Genomic DNA, 16,155 nt, shown 5'->3' with positions numbered 1-16,155 from the left:
GAGGCGGCGCGAGGGCTCGTGTCATTTGACGACAAAAGTATAGTTTTAATAATGGCAGCTGCCAATGACCTGTCGGGAAGCTTTACAGTTTGCTCTGTCAGGTGGCGTGGCAGAAAATCAGCATCAGGGCCGACCCCAAAAGCATTCCGAGGATCAGTGACCCGACATTCCATGACGACGAGCGCAGGGCGGTGTTGGCACCGGGCTCGCTCTCCGGTTGCTGGGCGTTCCAGTCTTCCACCACCCGTTGGGCGGCGCCATAGTCCCGCTCGTTGACCAGCACGCGCACGATCCCCATGGCCTGCAGCTCGCCAACACCGCCCTGAAGGTATTCGCCGTCCATTTCGGCGGCAATGTCATGTTGATCCAGTAGGTTGATGATCATTTGTGCTTCGAGGGTACTGGAGGCTTCGAACACGGGGATGGGCATAACACTCTCTCTTATGAATCGTGAACGGGGGCACTGGATCTGTGCCCCATTACCACGCACGGTCGCGCCGAGGCGGGGCATGCGTTGTGGACTTATTCTCAACGAGCATAGCACGGGTATTGCTAAGCTGCTGAAAGCTGGTCAGTTTTAAAGTCTGGTTCGGACTTTGCAGAATCATTCATACACTACCGGGACGGCCCGGGGCGCACGCCGCGCTAACTTCTCTGGACGGCCAGATAACGCTTTGCATTTATTGGGAGGTTATCGTGGCACAAGTACAACCCCTTCAATCCCCGGCAGACAACGCCAGCGGCCATCGGGCATTTACCGAGCTGCCTCTGGTTGATATTCGGGATCTGCGCGCTGACGACCCCGCTGCCCGACAGGCGGTGGCGGAACAACTCGGCCGCGCCGCGCGCGAAGTCGGCTTTCTCTACGTGACCGGTCACGGCGTCGATGCTGCGGTGATCGCGTCCTTGCTTGACACCACCCGCGCCTACTTCGACCAACCCCTGACTGAAAAGATGCGCCACTACATTGGCCAGTCGGTCAATCACAGCGGCTATGTGCCCGAGGGTGAAGAGCAGTTTGGCAGTGACAGCGCCTATGCGGTGGTGGATCACAAAGAAACCTACGATGTGAATTTTGATTACCGTCCGGACGTGGGTCGCCGCCCCATGCTGGGACCAACCCAGTGGCCTGATTCTCCCGGCTTCAAGCGGGATATCAAGGCCTATTACGATCAGGTGTTTGCACTCAGTCAGGATCTGTTCAGGGGCTTTGCGTTGGCCCTTGGCCTGGACGAAAACCGTCTGGTCGAGTGCGCAAAAAACCCACCGAGCCAGTTGCGCCTGATTCATTACCCCCACAACCCGGACGCCCAGGACGATCGTCCCGGCATCGGTGCCCACACTGATTACGAATGCTTCACGGTGTTGTTGCCCACCGCGCCGGGACTTGAAGTGCTTAACGGTGCCGGCGATTGGATTGATGTTCCACTGGTGGAGGGGGCCTTCGTTATCAATATCGGTGACATGTTGGAAGTGCTCAGTAACGGCCGCTTCCTCGCCACCTCTCACCGGGTCCGCAAAGTGGCTGAGGAGCGCTACTCGTTTCCGTTTTTCTGTGCCTGTGATTACGACACTGTGATCGAACCGCTCAGTGAATTTTCTGATGATGGCGATAGCCGTTATCAGCCCGTGGTGTGTGGCGATCACCTGTACGCGCAGACTGCGCAAACCTTCCGCTACTTGAAAGAGCGTTTAGCCAGGGGTGATATCACACTGCCGGAGAAGGCCCTCGGGTTGTCATCCTTTGGGCCGGAGGCGCGTTGAGTATGCACATTCGGCAACTGTTGACACACTATCCGCACGCCGCGGCCACTGGCGTACCCGACTGGATGTTGGGCTACTACAAACGTTACGCGATCAGTTTCTACAACGGCCAGACCGACACGGATACCCATGTGTGCTGGTTTCAGAGTCGTAACTTCACCATCGATCTGCGCCTACCCAAGGTGTGCGAGCAATTGCCCGCGAAACCCTGGGCGGCGTACTCCCGGGAGGAGTTGCAGGTACTGGCCGATTACGAAGGCTGGGAAGCCCCTTGCGAGTGGCGCGATGAGTTGTTGAGTTGGCAAAACGATACCTCGCACCAGTTGCACAACCGCTGGCAGGAACCGGCGCAGTTGCGCCGCATTGGCAATTGCATGATCGAGTTCTCGCCCAGCGGTGCCTACGTTGAAGACTGGCGCTTGCAGGTGTCGGCGCCGGGGCCCCTCGTGGGTTTGCGTTTGATCCATGAGCGCGAGTGTGAAACCGGACATGTGCGTCATCGCGGTGGCGGTCTGATTTTGTGCGGCGACTACGCCGCCCTGGTGCTGGGGCGCGCCAACCCGATCGCCGCGCCCTCACCGAATTATCTGCGGGAACTCGCCGACCAGTATGTGGGCAATGCCGAGCAGCTGTCGGCCCTGTTCGGTGCCGAAACCTCCGTGGCGCGCGGGGATCTGAATGAGGGCTATGAGATTTTTCTGAGCACCCGTCCTGGGCGGGCGGGCGAATCCCTGTTGCCGCTCGATGGCTTTGCGTGGCGGGCGGAAACGGGCCAACTGGTACAGCGCTTGTCCGTCGACGGCGTTCTATGCGAGCGAGTGTTCGATGTCGACACCGTGGAGCCACTGTGTGATTTCAACCAGTCGACGCCGACCTCGCCGGAGTCTGAGCGCTGGTATCAACAAGAAACTCAAACACTGACGCGTTACACCCGCGTCGTGCAGTAACATTTCCTTCACCGAAAGGGGTTAATCATGAAATCTGTCACGTTGTTTTTTCGTAGCCTTGTTCTGGCGCTGTCAGCGCTGATGCTTACCAGTGGCGCGGCGCTTGCCGACGACCGTCCCAGCTTCAAGATGGCCTGGACCATCTACGCGGGCTGGATGCCCTGGGCCTATGCCGATGAGTTCGGCATTGTCGACAAGTGGGCCGACAAGTATGGCATCAAGATCGAAGTCATTCAGTTCAATGATTATATCGAGTCCATCAACCAGTTTACCGCCGGGGATATCGACGCCTGCGGCATGACCAATATGGACGCGCTCACCATTCCGGCGGCGAGCGGAGTAGACACCACCGGGTTGATTCTGGGTGATTACTCCAACGGTAACGACGGTATTCTGTTGAAGAGCGCCGAGCGCTTTGAAGACATTCGCGGGCGTGAGGTTCACTTGGTAGAGTTGTCGGTGTCCCACTACCTGTTGGCGCGGGGGCTCGATCGTCACGGTATGTCCGAGCGCGATGTGCGCGTGGTGAACACCTCCGATGCGGATGCCGTGAGTGCCTTCATGACCCCCGGCGTTACCGCCGCGGCGATCTGGAATCCGCAGTTGAGTATCGTGAAAGATCAGTACCCGAATGCACTGGAAGTGTTTGACTCTTCCCAGATACCGGGTGAAATCATTGACATGATGGCGGTAAAAACCGAGGTCCTGGAAGCGCATCCGGAATTGGGCAAGGCGCTGGTAGGCGCCTGGCTGGAAACCCTGGCCATCATGCGGGGTGGTGATGAGCGCGCGATTGAGGCGTTGACGTTTATGGCGGAAGCCGCAGGCACCAGTCTCGAGAACTATCAGTTCCAGCTGACTCAGACCGAGCTGTTCTACACCGCTGACACGCTGCTGGAATTTTCCACCAGCGACCAACTGAGTACCACTATGGATCTGGTGCGCCAGTTTTCTTTTGAGCACGGCTTGCTCGGCGATTCGGCGCCCAGCCCGGATGTGGTGGGTATTCAATTCCCGGACGACTCAGTGCTTGGCAATGCCAACAATATCAAGCTGCGTTTCGATCCCACCTATGTCCAGATGGCGGCAGACGGCGAGCTGTAACCGTCCGCTTTTCGTGAATGCCCCGACCGACGTCGGGGCATCATTCAAAGTCCTGCTTTTCAAACCACGGAATTATACGCTCAAAGGCCTCTTCGATTTTGTCGAGCGAGGTGGAGTAACTGAGCCTGATCGCGTTGGTACAACTGTGACCAAAGGTTTCGCCCGGAATGGTACATACGCCGGTTTCTTTCAGTAGTCGCAGAGCAACGTTGGTACCGTTGACGCCCTCGGGTAGTGACGGGAACAGGTAGAAGGCACCTTCGGGTTTATAGCCGGTGAGGTGTGGGGTCTTTTCAACCAGTTCCACCAGGCGGTCGCGCCGACGGGTGTACTCGGCACTCATATGCTCGATAAAATGACTGCCGCCGTGGAGCGCTGCAACGCCGGCCCACTGGCACGGAGTATTGGCCACGGTGGTGGTGAACATATGGTAGCGGCGCAATTTTTTAATCGCCCCCTGGCTGCCGATCATCCAGCCGATGCGCATACCCGCCATGCTGTAGGTTTTGGAAAAACTGCTGACCACCATCACGTGGTCCAGGTCACTGCAGGCGGATAACACCGACGGGTATTTTTTGCCGTCATAAATCAAGTGGTCGTACACTTCGTCACTGATCACCTGAATGCCCCGGTAGGCCGCTTCCTCGACAATGGCCTCCAGAGTCTCGGCCGGATAGATAGTCCCGGTGGGATTGCTCGGCGAGTTGAGAATGATCCCGTAGGTGTGTGGTTCGATCGCATCGATCACTTCCTGGGGATCCAGCTGGTGACCATTTTCGGCGTGGGTGGCGATCTCGGTGACTTCGCCGCCGTTCATCCGAATCAGCGGTGCGTACAACATGAAAGCGGGGTCGGGGATAATAAAGTGCCGCCCCGGTGCGGCTACGGCGGTGATCGCCAGATAAAGTGCTTCTGTAGCACCGGTGGTGATCATGATGTTTTCCGGGCTCAGCTCCCGCCCGTAGCGCTCGGTGTAATAGATCGCCAGGGATTCGAGCAATTCCGGCAGACCGGCGTCCATGGTGTAGCCGGTCTGTCCGGCTTGCAGGGCTTCCACCGTAGCGTTCACGACATTCTGGGGGGCGGGCAGATCCGGTTGGCCGATCGACAGATGAATCACATCGTCCATATGCGCAGCCAGGTTCACCATCTTGCGAATACCGGGGATGGGAATCGCCATCAACGCCGGATTCCAGATCGGGTCCTCGGATTCGTACAGCTCGAAATCCATATTGCTCAGGGGCATCGCAAGTTCCTCAGTCAAACAGCGCCGGACGGCGGTCGGTGAGTGGTTCGGCCTGTTGATAGGCGTGACCGGCACGCATCACCAGGGCATCGTTGTAGCGCGCACCCACGAGGTGTAAGCCGATAGGCAGGCCCTCACTGTCGAACCCGCAGGGCACCGACAGTGCCGGTTGCCCGGTCATGTTGAACGGGTAGGTAAACGGCGTCCAGGTGGGCCAGCGGGTATGCGGCCAGTCTTCGGGCACCTCGCGTCCGGTTTTAAACGCGGTGATGGGAAGGGTGGGCGTTAACAGCAGGTCGTACTTTCTGTAAAAATTGGCCATACGTTCTTTCAGGGCATTGGCTTCATTGACGGCGCTCATGTATTCGAGCATCGACAGCTTTTCAGCCTTCTGAGCGACGGCGATCAGGCTCGGATCCATCAGCTCGCGTTTTTTCTTGCCCAGGTGACGAATAGCGTTGGCGGCGCCGCCGTAAAACAGATGGCCAAAGGCCGCGATCGGATCGCTGAAGCCGGGATCAACCCGCACCACCTCGGCGCCCAGGTCGGCAAACACATCCACCGCCCGCTCGACAGCGGCCTCCACTTCCGGATCCACATCGATATAGCCGAGGTTGGGGCTGTAGGCAATCTTCAAACCTTTGACGCCGCCCTCAAGCGCCTTGACGTAGTCGATATTGCGGCGCGGAATCGCATTGACGTCCCGGTGATCCGCTTTGGTCAACACGTTCATCATCAGCGCACAGTCCTCCACTGTCCAGGACATGGGGCCAGCGTGGGCAAGGTTGCCAAAAGGGCTTGCCGGCCAATGGGGCACCTCCCCAAACGATGGCTTCAGTCCGACAATGCCGCAGAAGGCTGCGGGAATGCGGACTGAGCCGCCGGCATCGGTTCCGAGTGCCAGGGGCGCCATGCCCAGGGCGACGGCGACGCCGCTGCCGCCACTGGAGCCACCCGCGGTTTTTTCCGGATTCCAGGGGTTATTGGTGGGCCCGTCGATGGGGTTGTCCGTCACGCCTTTCCAACCCAACTCCGGGGTCGTGGTTTTACCGATAGGCACATAGCCATTGCGCGCAAGCGCGCTCACACTGGGTGCCGACTTGTTCAGCGTCGACTCCGGGTCCACCGTTTTGGAGCCGCGCCGAGTTGGCCACATGGGAGTCAAAAAGACATCCTTTACTGCCACCGGCACCCCATCGAGCAATCCGTGCGGCTCTGAACGTTGATAGCGTTGCTCCGACTCGCGCGCGTAGCGCAGCGACGTTTCCTGATCCACGAGACAAAACCCGTTAGTGTGCTGATCAACCCGCTCAATCTGGTCCAGCATAGCCTGCGTCACGTCCACCGGCGACAAACTTCGATCTTCATACCGCTTGCGCAACTCAACGGCCGTCATACGCAGAATTTCTCGGGTCATACTCACTTCCTTAGCTGTTTAGCGGTACTTGATTAAATAACTCATCGTCCTTGAGATAGCGTTCAAAGTTGGCGACAAACTGCTCCCCGAGCGCCCGGCGCCAACCGATGAAGTCCCCCGCCATATGCGCCGAAATCATTACATTGGGCATATCCCACAGCGGGTGACGTGCGGGCAAAGGCTCCTTCTCAAACACATCCAGCGCCGCGCCGGCAATGTCGCCCTTGCGCAGTGCCGTGACCAGATCATCGGTATTCACAATCGGGCCGCGTCCGACATTGATCAGGCGTGCGGATTTTTTCATGGCGGCAAAGGCACGCTCATCGAACAGGCCCTCGGTGGCCTCCGTCAGGGGTGCGGTAATCACCACAAAATCCGCGTTCGCGAGCGCATCGAACAAGTCGTCGTTGGCGATCACCTGGTCAAAGCGCTCATCGTCGCGCGCCGAGCGCGCCACGCCCGTGACCTTCATGCCGGTGGCCCGCAGCAGTTGCGACACTTCGCCACCAATGGACCCCGCGCCCACCACCAAGACCTGACGCTCATCGATAAGCTCGGTATCCCGGTGGCACCATTGGTGCTGGCGTTGGTAGTGCAGATTGCCCAGGGTGTCCTTGGCAAACATCAGCGTCGCACCGAGCACATACTCGGCGATGCCCCGGTCGAACACACCCTTGGCGTTGGTGAGGGTGACGCCACTCTCGATCAGATCCGGAAACATCAGGGCATCCACGCCGGCGCTGGTAGCGTGCACCCAGCGCAGGGAATGCTCTTTGGGCCAGCAGCGTTCGAGTAAACCGGTGCGAAAATCCGTAACCACCAACACCTCGGCATCGGGGAGTGCCGCACGCAAGTCATTTTCTTCGCGCACGGTGGTGACCTTGGCCGCGTCGGGGAGGCCGTCGAGTCCGGGCAGGTCGGATTCGTCCTGGGCTACCAGTACAACAATCTCAGTCATCAGAGCTCCTTAGGGTTATTCGGTCACATCGGCCAGCGCGCGGGTAAAGCGCGTCACGGCCTCGTCGATTTCTTCCTCGGTGACTACCAGCGGCGGCAGCCAACGCACAATCTGGCCGTCGATACCGCAGCGCAGCAGTAAAAGTCCGTGCGCTTCGGCGGCCTGCACCAGACTCGCGGCGAGGTCCGGGCGTGGGCTCAGATAATCATCAGCAATTTCCATACCCAACATCAGCCCCTTACCGCGAATAGCGTCGATAAAGTGGTGGCGCTTCTGCAGCTTGGTGAGTGCCTTGAGCAGGTAGTCACCCTGGCGGGCGGCGTTGCTCACCAGGTCCTCCTGTTCGATCACCTTGAGGGTGGCCAGCGCGGCGGCGCAGGCGACCGCGTTGGCGCCGTAAGTGCCACCCTGGGACCCGGGCTGGCCGCGCTCCATGAGCGCCTTCGAGGCGGCGATGGCCGATAGCGGAAAGCCGCTCGCGAGCCCCTTGGCGGTGATCACAATGTCCGGCTGCACCTCGAAGTGGCTGTGACTCCAGAAGGCACCGGTGCGCCCGTAACCGGCTTGAATCTCATCGCAGATCAACAGGATGCCATGTTCTTCGCAACGCGCTTTCAGGCCTTGCATAAAGGTGCGGTTGGCGGGGTAGTAGCCGTACTCTCCCTGCACTGGCTCAATCATGATGGCGGCGGTGTCGCTCGGCGCGCTTTGGGTTTTAAAGATATGGTCCAGCTCGCGCAGGCAAAATTCGGTGGTGTCCTGCTCTTCCCAGCCGTAGCGGTAGGCGTGGGGGAAGGGCGCCACCACCACCCCGGCCATCATCGGGTGAAAGCCGGTACGCACTTTGGTGCCGGAGGTGGTCAGGGAGGCGGCGGCCATGGTGCGGCCGTGAAAGCCGCCGTTAAAGACGATGATGTTGGCCCGCCCGGTGGCATGGCGCGCCAGGCGCAGGGACGTCTCCACCGCCTCGGAGCCGGAGTTGCTGAACGCCACCGAGTCGATCGACCCGGGCATGATTTCTGCCAGGCGGTCGGTGAGCGCGAGCATGTTCGGGTGAGTGACGGTGGTGTATTGGGCGTGAATGATTTTGCCGATCTGCTCGCGCGCGGCCTCTACCACCTTGGGGTGACAGTGGCCGGTACTGGTGACGCCAATGCCGGAGGTAAAATCCAGGTAGGCCTGGCCGTCGGTGTTGTACAGCCAGCAGCCTGCGCCGTGGTCGGCGCACACGCCGCTGGATTGTTTCAACAGTGGTGAGAGGTGGCTCATGGTCGTATTCCTCTAACAGTGTGACTGTCGGGAGAGGTCTAGAGCGCGCGCATAACCCCTTCCGCAATAGCCTGAGTGCCCGGGTTGTGTTCCTTTGACTCGGTCAGTTGCCGGGCGACCGCTTGACGCAAGCGCTCGGCCGACGCCGTGAATCCCAGCCATTGCAGCATCATGGCGCTGGTGAGCAACATGGCGCTGGGATTGGCCAGGCCTTTGCCGGCGATATCCGGTGCGCTGCCGTGGGTGGGCTCAAAGAGCGCCGGCAGCGCCTGACTGTCCGGATTGATGTTGCATGAGGGCGCCAGGCCCAGACCACCCGAGAGCACGGCGGCCAGGTCGGTCAGAATGTCGCCGTGTAAGTTGCTCGCCACCACCACATCAAAATCCCAGGGGCTTTGCACAAACTTCATGCAGGCGGCGTCCACCAGTTCGTGGCGCTGGCCGATGTTCGGAAAGTCCTTGGCAACTTCGGCAAAGACTTCGCTGTAGAGTTCACCCCAAGCCGGCTGGGCATTGCGTTTGGTGATCACGCACACCTGGGCTTTGGCCTGATCGCGTTGGGTGCAGGTGTAGTCGCGGGTGCGCTTTTCGTCAGCACGAGCACGTAAGCGTTCTTCGGCGCGCACAAAAGCGTGGCGAATCAGGCGTTCGGTGGCGGTACGGGTGAAGACTTCCAGTTGGGTGGCCACTTCCAGGGATGTGCCCCGGTGCAGGCGGCCGCCCTGATTGACGTACTCGCCCTCGCTGTTTTCACGGATGACGAGCATATCGACATCCTTGGCGCGCGCGTCGGCCAAGTAACAGGGTGCGCCGGGGAGGAGGCGCGCGGGGCGTTCGCAGGCCCACAGCTGCAGGCCTTTACGAAATTCCAGCAGTGGCGCGAGGGAGATGCTGTCGGGCAGGGTGTAACGTTTGGGGTCATTGAGCGGGCCGGGATCACCCAGCGCGCCCAATAACAGGGCATCATAGGCCTGTACCCGGGTCATAGCATCCTCGGGCATCATCTGCCCGTGGTCCCGGTGCCAGGCCGTGCTGGGCCAGTCGAGCCAGTCCCAGTCCAGGGGCAGGTTATCCTGCTCGCGCAGGGCGTCGAGCACCGCTTGCGTGGCGCTCATGACCTCGGTGCCGATGCCGTCGCCGGGCATCAGGGCGATGCGCTTGCGGGCTTCGGCCATGGGTTATTCCCCCCCCATGCACAGATACTTGAGTTCTGTGTACTCCTCCATACCGTGGCGTGACCCTTCGCGCCCCAGTCCCGATGCCTTGACGCCACCGAAGGGCGCGGCCGGGTTGGAAAAGGCGCCTTCGTTGATGCTGACGATGCCGGTTTCGAGCGCATCGGCCACACGCCAGATGCGGTGAATGTCCCGGGCGTAAAAGTAGGACGCCAGCCCGTAGGGGGTATCGTTCGCCAGGGCGATGGCTTCTTCTTCCGTGTCAAACGGAATGACTGCGGCGAGCGGGCCAAAGGTTTCTTCTTTGCATACGGTACTGTCGTGGCTGACGTCGGTGATCAGCACCGGCTGGACGTAATTGCCTTTGGCGTCGTTCGGGCTTTCGCCCCAGACATGGCGTGCGCCTTTGTCCAATGCATCCTTGTAGTGGGTCTGCACTTTTTCTACCGCCGCCTTATTGATCAGGCAGGATTGGTTGGCCTTTTCGTCAAAGCCGTCACCGACAACCAGCTCGCTCATGGCCTTGCTCAGGGCCTCGACGAAGGCGTCGTGAATGCCGCGTTGCACCAGAAAACGGTTGGCACAGACGCAGGTCTGGCCGGTGTTGCGAAACTTGGAGGCGATGGCGCCTTCCACGGCTTTGTCCACGTCGGCGTCGTCGAACACGATAAAGGGCGCATTGCCCCCCAGCTCGAGCGAGACCTTCTGGATATTCTGCGCGCACTGGGCCATCAGTTTGCGACCCACGGCGGTGGAGCCGGTAAAACTGAGCTTGCGCACCACCGGGCTGGCGGTGAGGGTTTCGCCAATCATGGGGGCATCGCCAGTGACCACATTGAGAACGCCGGCCGGAATGCCTGCCTCTTCGGCGAGCTGAGCCAGCGCCAGGGCGGTAAAGGGGGTGGCCTCGGCGGGCTTGATAATCATTGAGCAACCCGCGGCCAGGGCCGCGCCCGCCTTACGGGTGATCATGGCGGCGGGAAAATTCCACGGGGTAATCGCGACGGTGACGCCCACCGGATTACGGGTGACCACAATATGCTGGCCGCGCTTGGCGGCGGGAATGGTCTCACCGTAATTGCGCCGGGCTTCTTCGGCAAACCAGCGGATAAAGGCGCCGGCGTAATCGACCTCGCCCCGGGATTCCGCCAGCGGCTTACCCTGTTCGAGGGTCATCAGGGTGGCGATGTCCTCTTTGTGTTCCTGCATCAAATCCAGCCAGCGCAGCATCAGGTCGGCGCGCTCCTGGGCGGTCATTTGCCGCCATTCATTGAAGCCGGCTTGGGCGCTGTCGATGGCCTGTTGAATGTCAGCCTGGGACAACGACGGCACGCGGCCGATAATGTCGCCGGTGGCCGGGTTGTCGACGTCGATGGTGGCGCCATTGTCAGCGGTAATCCATTGACCGCCAACGTAGCAGGCCTCCCGGAACAGCCGGGGAGCCTTGAGTGTAACTGCGGGCATAGCCTCTCCTCGTAAAAAAACAGGTGTCTCAATCTGTATCGTCTTTATATGGTATTCAGAGTAGCCAGTATTGGTGCTCGACGCAATTTTAGTGTGCGGAATCTGCGTCGATTTTTACCGGCGTGAGCTGACCGTCCTGGGCGCGCCAAACGCCTGTGCGCGTACCGACGTAAAGGGTCACATCGTAGCTCAGGCTCAGGAAGCTGTGCAGGGCCGTGGGGGTGTCATCAACAATGTGGGTCACATAGAGTACCTCGTGGTTGTTATCCAGTGGTAACTCCAGGCAACTGCGGGTCAGGGGCTCGGCGGCCACCAGGTAGTCGTCGGCCTTGTCAATGACCACACGATGGAAGCCGCCCACCAACATAACGTTGTCTTCCAGGGTCGCGGGCATTGTGTACACCAACCAATGGCCTTCGTCTTCAAGCACGACGGTGTTGTAACGTTCGGCGCAGTAATAGGTGAGGCTGTTGAGCGCTTGGGTGCGCGCTGAGTACATGCCGGTGAGGCGCTCGGTGGATTGGTTCGAGGGCGTGTAGCGCGGTTCGCCATAGGGGAAACCCACGGCGTGATAGCTGCGTATACCGTCGGGGCCGGGGCCCAGGAAATAGACGATCGGGAAGTCGTACTCGCCCCGGGTTTCCACTACCCAGCCGTCCACCCGCTCGTCGAAAGGCAGCACGCGCTCCTCGAACAGGATTTGTGTGGCTATCGCCGCCATTTCGTCTTTTTCGAACAGCACCAGGCCAAGGTCAGCTTGCTCGCGCACATAGGCCCTGTGCGCGTCGGTGATGGCCACAGGCTCCGGCGGTGGTTCCGGCTGTGCCGCTGTATCCGTTGTCGGTGTCTGGGCGCAGCCGATCAGTGTCGCCGTCAGTATCCAGATGAGCAGGAGGTTTCCAGGGCGCATGGATTTATTGTCTCCCGAGCATGCGAGTTTCCAGATTGAGGGTTATTTGGAGCTCCGGCTCCATTAACTGTTGCTGGGGGCTTCTTGTCAAGGCGCAGTATCGTTGCATTAGCAAACCCGGACATTGCCTGTTAGCCTTGTCGGCAGGAGTTATCATCATCAGCAGGAGGCACCTATGAACCCCACCCCCCCGTTTCAACCGACGTCCCCCTCTCGGCGTATGCTGCATCTCGATGTGCTGCGCGGTTTTGCGCTGCTCGGCATTTTGCTGGTCAATTTCCAGTGGTTTGGGCGGCCGCTTCAGGCCATGTGGCTCGGGCCGGATTGGGATTTGAGCGGCGCTGACCAACTGGCGGAATTGGCCATCATGACGTTTGCCGAAGGCAAATTTTACCCGCTGTTTTCCCTGTTGTTCGGCGCCGGTTTTGCCCTTCTGCTCGGACGTGCCCATGACCACGGCGCCTCGGGTGCCGGCCTGTACCTGCGTCGCATGGCGGTACTGGCACTGTTTGGCGGGGCGCATATTCTGTTGCTTTGGCCCGGGGATATTCTGTTGCTCTACGCGGTGACCGGGGCGCTGATGCTTTGGCTTTTCCGGCGCACACCGGTGCAGCGCCAGTGGAAATGGGGCGTGGCCTTCCTGTCCGTGGGTCCACTGTTGATTCTGATTCTGCTATTGGGGGTGGCGGCGAGCCCGGACTTTGCCCAGGAACTCCATCAGGATATGACCGAAAATAACGCTGAGCTGCACGGCGTAATCGAGCGGGCAAATGCGGTCTTCAGTGATGGCACCTTTGCGGAGGCGGTGCGCGAACGTGTGGCCAGTTACTGGTTCCTGGTGGGCTCAGAATCCGTCTTTTGGCTGCTGCCGGTCCTGGGGTACTTTATGTTGGGGCGCTGGCTCTGGACCTCCGGGCGGCTTGAACGCCCGGAGGCGGCGACGGGTTTTCTGCGGGCCTGGGCCGGTCCGGGGTTGCTGCTCGGCCTGGCGTTGATGCTGGTGAGCCTTTGGCTGTTCCAGAGTGCGGGAGACGATCTGTTCGGAGTCCGGTCCCTGTTCGGTGCCGTACTTTTTACCATTGGTTCGCCGGTGCTGGCGCTGGGCTATTTGGCGTTGGTGACCCGCAAGGCCGGGCAGTTGACCTGGTTGGCACCGGTTGGGCGCATGGCGCTGACGCATTACTTACTCCAGTCGCTGTTCTGGACCAGTGTCTTTTACGGCTATGGCCTGGGCCTGTGGGGACAGATCCCCCGGGCCGTGCACCCGGTGTGCGTGCTGGTGTTTTTTGCTGGTCAGGTGTGGCTGAGTCACTGGTGGCTGCGCCGCTATCATTTCGGCCCGGCGGAGTGGTTGTGGCGCAGCCTGGCGTATGGTCAGCGCCCCGCGATGACAAAAGCGTTGGGCATCAATAAAAGTAGCGCCACGCGAGCTGACCGCCGCTGACCCAGTGACGACCGAAGCCCCGTTGGCCCCGGAGCTCCACGCTCAGACTGTGATCTGGCTGGGGCGACCAGGCGCTGGTCAAGGAGGCCTGCTGGCGCTCCTGCCCCACGTCCGGAAACCACAGGTGTTCTGCTTCCAGCACCAGCGTCAGTTGCGGCGAGTGCCAGGCCAGGCCGGATTGCACACCCGGGGCGAGTTGCCAGGGGCGCTCGTTCCCGCGTTGGTGCTCCAGGCTGGCGACGGGCAGAACAAAGGCCATCAGCCGATCACCCAGGGCGTAACTGTGGCCAAAGCCCGCTTGCAGGTGCGGCTGCAGGCGACGCTCGTCCGGGCCGTCGTAGACCCGTTCGAGTCCGGTGCGTACCTGCCATGACCAGGACTTGAGGTAGCGATCCCGGGGCGAGAGTGAACGCACATCGATTATGTCCAGGCGCTCCAGGCGTAACCCTTCGTCCTCCCAGTAACGCAATTCGGTATCGAGAAAGTTGATCTGCGCCCCGCGCCCATAACCGGGCATGGGGTCGCTCAAATGATGAAACGAGGGGCGCCAGCTCAGCCCCAGGTAGCCTTCGTCGTCAAAGTGCCCGGCGGCCAGTTGCAGGCGCCGGGAGCGGTGGCCGTGCTCGGCCCGGGTCGGTGGCTCAGGGTCGAACCGGGTACTGGCCTGGAGCTGGCTGCGAGCCAGCAGCAGTTGGTGGGAGCGGCGGCGCAGCTCGTCCGGGTTGCCCTGCTGTTGGGCGACCAGACGCGCCAGGCGGTGGGCGCCCAGATAGGTCATGGCTCGCTCAGACTCGGGCAGGCGTGCGGTCTCGGCCATGGCGGTTTCAAAGTCCTGGTCGCGCACCAGTCGCGCGACCAGAGACCGGTGCGCCTCGGGCAGTTGCTCCAGGGTTTGGCGGAATTCCGAGGTGCGCGACGGGCGGTAGTGCGCATCTTCAATCAGCCCGGCGCGTTGCGCCGCGCGCACCGTGTCCACCGGAATGGTGGTCAACCCAAACTGCCAAGCCAGAGGCTCGTCCGGGCGCAGCACGTCGAGCAGGGCCAGCAACTGGTAGGAGCAGTTTTCGCTGGTGAAGTAATAGTCGAAGCGGATTTGGCGCACTTCCCACACATGCTTGAGCAGGAAGTCGATCTCTTCCGGCGTGTACACCATGGGGTATTCCCAGATGTCCCGGTTCTCCAGGGCGCTGTATTCGCGCACCTTGCGGTGGTAGGGCATGATTGAAAAGTGCCCGGGGTAGCCGCCGGTCATGCCGCGCCAGGCGAACAGGATATCGTTGTCCTGGCTATCGACGATGGCCGCAAAATCGAGCGCGTGCGACAGCAGGGTGCTGCTGACGTCGGCGTCGGCCGGGTCCAGGCGTAAAAACGTATGGCCAAACATGGACGAGGGGCTGTTCAGATAGGCGGCCGGGAAAATCAGCACCAGACGCTCATCCGGGGTGCGTTCGCGCCAAGCCTGGTATTCGGGGCAGTCGCCTTGGGCGACCGCGAGGTCGGGCAGCTGGGTCTGTAACCAGGCCGTGCGTGCGGGAAAGCGACAGCGCGGATGCTGATCGTCCACCGGGCCGGGGCTTTGCAGTGCCGCCAGCGTGGCGCGCAACTCTTGCAGTGGTGTGGGGTTGTCCTGTTCGGCCAAGTAAAAGGCGCTGTCGTTGGCGCTGCCGTGCCAGCCTCGGCCCACGGATTTCGGGCGGTAGTGCGTCAGGGTCAGCCATTGGCGGTCTTCGGCCAGGGCCTGAAGGCGAGCCTCAGAGGGGAGTGGGGCAGCGGTGGCGTTAAGTGCCAGCAGCCACAGCCCAAAAAATAGGACAGCGGGCATGGTAGTCAATCGCAGGGGGAGGGGAAAACCCGGACGCCCCGGTGGGGGCATCCGGTCGGGAACCGCGGGCTCAGGAAACGTACTTGGCCAAGCGGGTATCGGTCGACATGGCGACAACCAGGTTGCCCATAGCGGCGCCGGCAGTCACGTCTTCAGCGGCGAAAATGCTGCCGAACTCGGACTGGGCCAGGCTCTGGAACGCGGCACGGTCGGTGGCTTCAATGCCCAGCAGACTGGCCAGAGCGTCGAGCGCTTCGCCTTCACCGCTGGCCATGTTTTCGGCCACTTGGTCAATATTATCGTTCATAAACAGAGCGGCAGCACTGATGGTCTCGGAGGTGTCGCAGCCGAGAGTCCCTGAGGTCATGCCGAAGGTCTGGTTGGCGGAGGTACCGTTAGTGGTGGCCGCCAGGATGTGTGCGATGGGGCCGTCTTGGCCGTCCCAGACCTGTGCGCCCAAACCACAGCCGGGGTCCGCGGACGCCAGCATGGGAGCAGAGATGAGTGCAGCGGTGATTGCGATACGCTTGATCATAAAAAAATCCTTCTTTGTCTTTTTGAGTTGAGCACATGCTCGGGAATTACTTTAGCCGCGCCGTTGGGGCTTGTCCATAGCCTGTTTGTACTACTTGGCG

At 60.8% G+C, this 16,155-nt stretch carries 14 protein-coding genes; 4 read left to right on the top strand and 10 right to left on the bottom strand.

Annotated features, from left to right (window positions below; genetic code table 11):
* Positions 1-97: 97 nt before the first annotated feature.
* Positions 98-430: a putative signal transducing protein gene (locus tag DKW72_RS09520; RefSeq protein WP_111642127.1), complete on the bottom strand. Its 333-nt coding sequence runs from the start codon at positions 428-430 to the stop codon at positions 98-100.
* Between the two features lie 266 nt (positions 431-696).
* Between DKW72_RS09520 and DKW72_RS09515 the strand changes: the two genes are divergently transcribed.
* Genes DKW72_RS09515 through DKW72_RS09505 form a run of 3 tightly spaced genes read left to right on the top strand, consistent with a single transcriptional unit; the run spans position 697 to position 3,815 of the window.
* On the top strand, positions 697-1,764 hold the full coding sequence (locus DKW72_RS09515; RefSeq protein WP_198411295.1) for an isopenicillin N synthase family dioxygenase: 1,068 nt from the start codon (positions 697-699) through the stop codon (positions 1,762-1,764).
* 2 nt (positions 1,765-1,766) lie between these two features.
* A complete protein-coding gene (locus DKW72_RS09510; protein ID WP_111642126.1) occupies positions 1,767-2,711 on the top strand; it encodes a hypothetical protein in 945 nt (314 codons plus the stop codon).
* Positions 2,712-2,738: 27 nt separating this feature from the next.
* The gene (locus tag DKW72_RS09505) at positions 2,739-3,815 is read left to right on the top strand and encodes a putative urea ABC transporter substrate-binding protein (protein WP_111642125.1); all 1,077 of its coding nucleotides are present in this window, start codon (positions 2,739-2,741) and stop codon (positions 3,813-3,815) included.
* Between the two features lie 40 nt (positions 3,816-3,855).
* On the opposite strand, the gene DKW72_RS09500 is transcribed toward DKW72_RS09505, so the two are convergent.
* The 7 genes from DKW72_RS09500 to DKW72_RS09470 all read right to left on the bottom strand — a co-directional run bounded on the left by DKW72_RS09500 (position 3,856) and on the right by DKW72_RS09470 (position 12,254).
* The gene (locus DKW72_RS09500) at positions 3,856-5,061 is read right to left on the bottom strand and encodes a pyridoxal phosphate-dependent aminotransferase (protein ID WP_111642124.1); all 1,206 of its coding nucleotides are present in this window, start codon (positions 5,059-5,061) and stop codon (positions 3,856-3,858) included.
* A gap of 10 nt (positions 5,062-5,071) precedes the next feature.
* A complete protein-coding gene (locus tag DKW72_RS09495) occupies positions 5,072-6,478 on the bottom strand; it encodes an amidase (protein ID WP_111642123.1) in 1,407 nt (468 codons plus the stop codon).
* Positions 6,479-6,488: 10 nt separating this feature from the next.
* Positions 6,489-7,436: a D-2-hydroxyacid dehydrogenase gene (locus tag DKW72_RS09490; protein WP_111642122.1), complete on the bottom strand. Its 948-nt coding sequence runs from the start codon at positions 7,434-7,436 to the stop codon at positions 6,489-6,491.
* 15 nt (positions 7,437-7,451) lie between these two features.
* Positions 7,452-8,705 (bottom strand): aspartate aminotransferase family protein, encoded by a 1,254-nt coding sequence (locus tag DKW72_RS09485; protein ID WP_111642121.1) that lies wholly within the window; start codon positions 8,703-8,705, stop codon positions 7,452-7,454.
* Between the two features lie 38 nt (positions 8,706-8,743).
* Positions 8,744-9,880, bottom strand: coding sequence for an isocitrate/isopropylmalate dehydrogenase family protein (locus DKW72_RS09480; protein ID WP_111642120.1), 1,137 nt, complete (start codon positions 9,878-9,880; stop codon positions 8,744-8,746).
* 3 nt (positions 9,881-9,883) lie between these two features.
* Entirely contained in the window at positions 9,884-11,344 is a 1,461-nt protein-coding gene (locus DKW72_RS09475) for an NAD-dependent succinate-semialdehyde dehydrogenase (RefSeq protein ID WP_111642119.1), read from the bottom strand.
* An 88-nt stretch (positions 11,345-11,432) separates the two neighbouring features.
* Positions 11,433-12,254, bottom strand: coding sequence for a hypothetical protein (locus tag DKW72_RS09470; protein WP_111642118.1), 822 nt, complete (start codon positions 12,252-12,254; stop codon positions 11,433-11,435).
* A 175-nt stretch (positions 12,255-12,429) separates the two neighbouring features.
* Here DKW72_RS09470 and DKW72_RS09465 point away from each other — a divergent pair, with 175 nt between their 5' ends.
* Positions 12,430-13,698 carry a DUF418 domain-containing protein gene (locus DKW72_RS09465; RefSeq protein ID WP_111642117.1) on the top strand — a complete coding sequence of 423 codons (1,269 nt, stop codon included), beginning with the start codon at positions 12,430-12,432 and terminating at the stop codon, positions 13,696-13,698.
* Here DKW72_RS09465 and DKW72_RS09460 read toward each other — a convergent pair.
* Both DKW72_RS09460 and DKW72_RS09455 read right to left on the bottom strand, forming a co-directional pair.
* On the bottom strand, positions 13,661-15,520 hold the full coding sequence (locus tag DKW72_RS09460) for an Lnb N-terminal periplasmic domain-containing protein (RefSeq protein ID WP_157960449.1): 1,860 nt from the start codon (positions 15,518-15,520) through the stop codon (positions 13,661-13,663). The genes DKW72_RS09465 and DKW72_RS09460 overlap by 38 nt on opposite strands.
* Positions 15,521-15,590: 70 nt before the next feature.
* A complete protein-coding gene (locus tag DKW72_RS09455) occupies positions 15,591-16,055 on the bottom strand; it encodes a DUF3015 family protein (RefSeq protein WP_198411294.1) in 465 nt (154 codons plus the stop codon).
* Positions 16,056-16,155: the final 100 nt, after the last annotated feature.

The organism is Marinimicrobium alkaliphilum (genome assembly GCF_003259155.1).
Taxonomy (GTDB): domain Bacteria; phylum Pseudomonadota; class Gammaproteobacteria; order Pseudomonadales; family Cellvibrionaceae; genus Marinimicrobium_A; species Marinimicrobium_A alkaliphilum.
The sequence above is the reverse complement of the archived record's forward strand: the minus strand, read 5'-3'. Positions and strand labels throughout refer to the sequence as shown.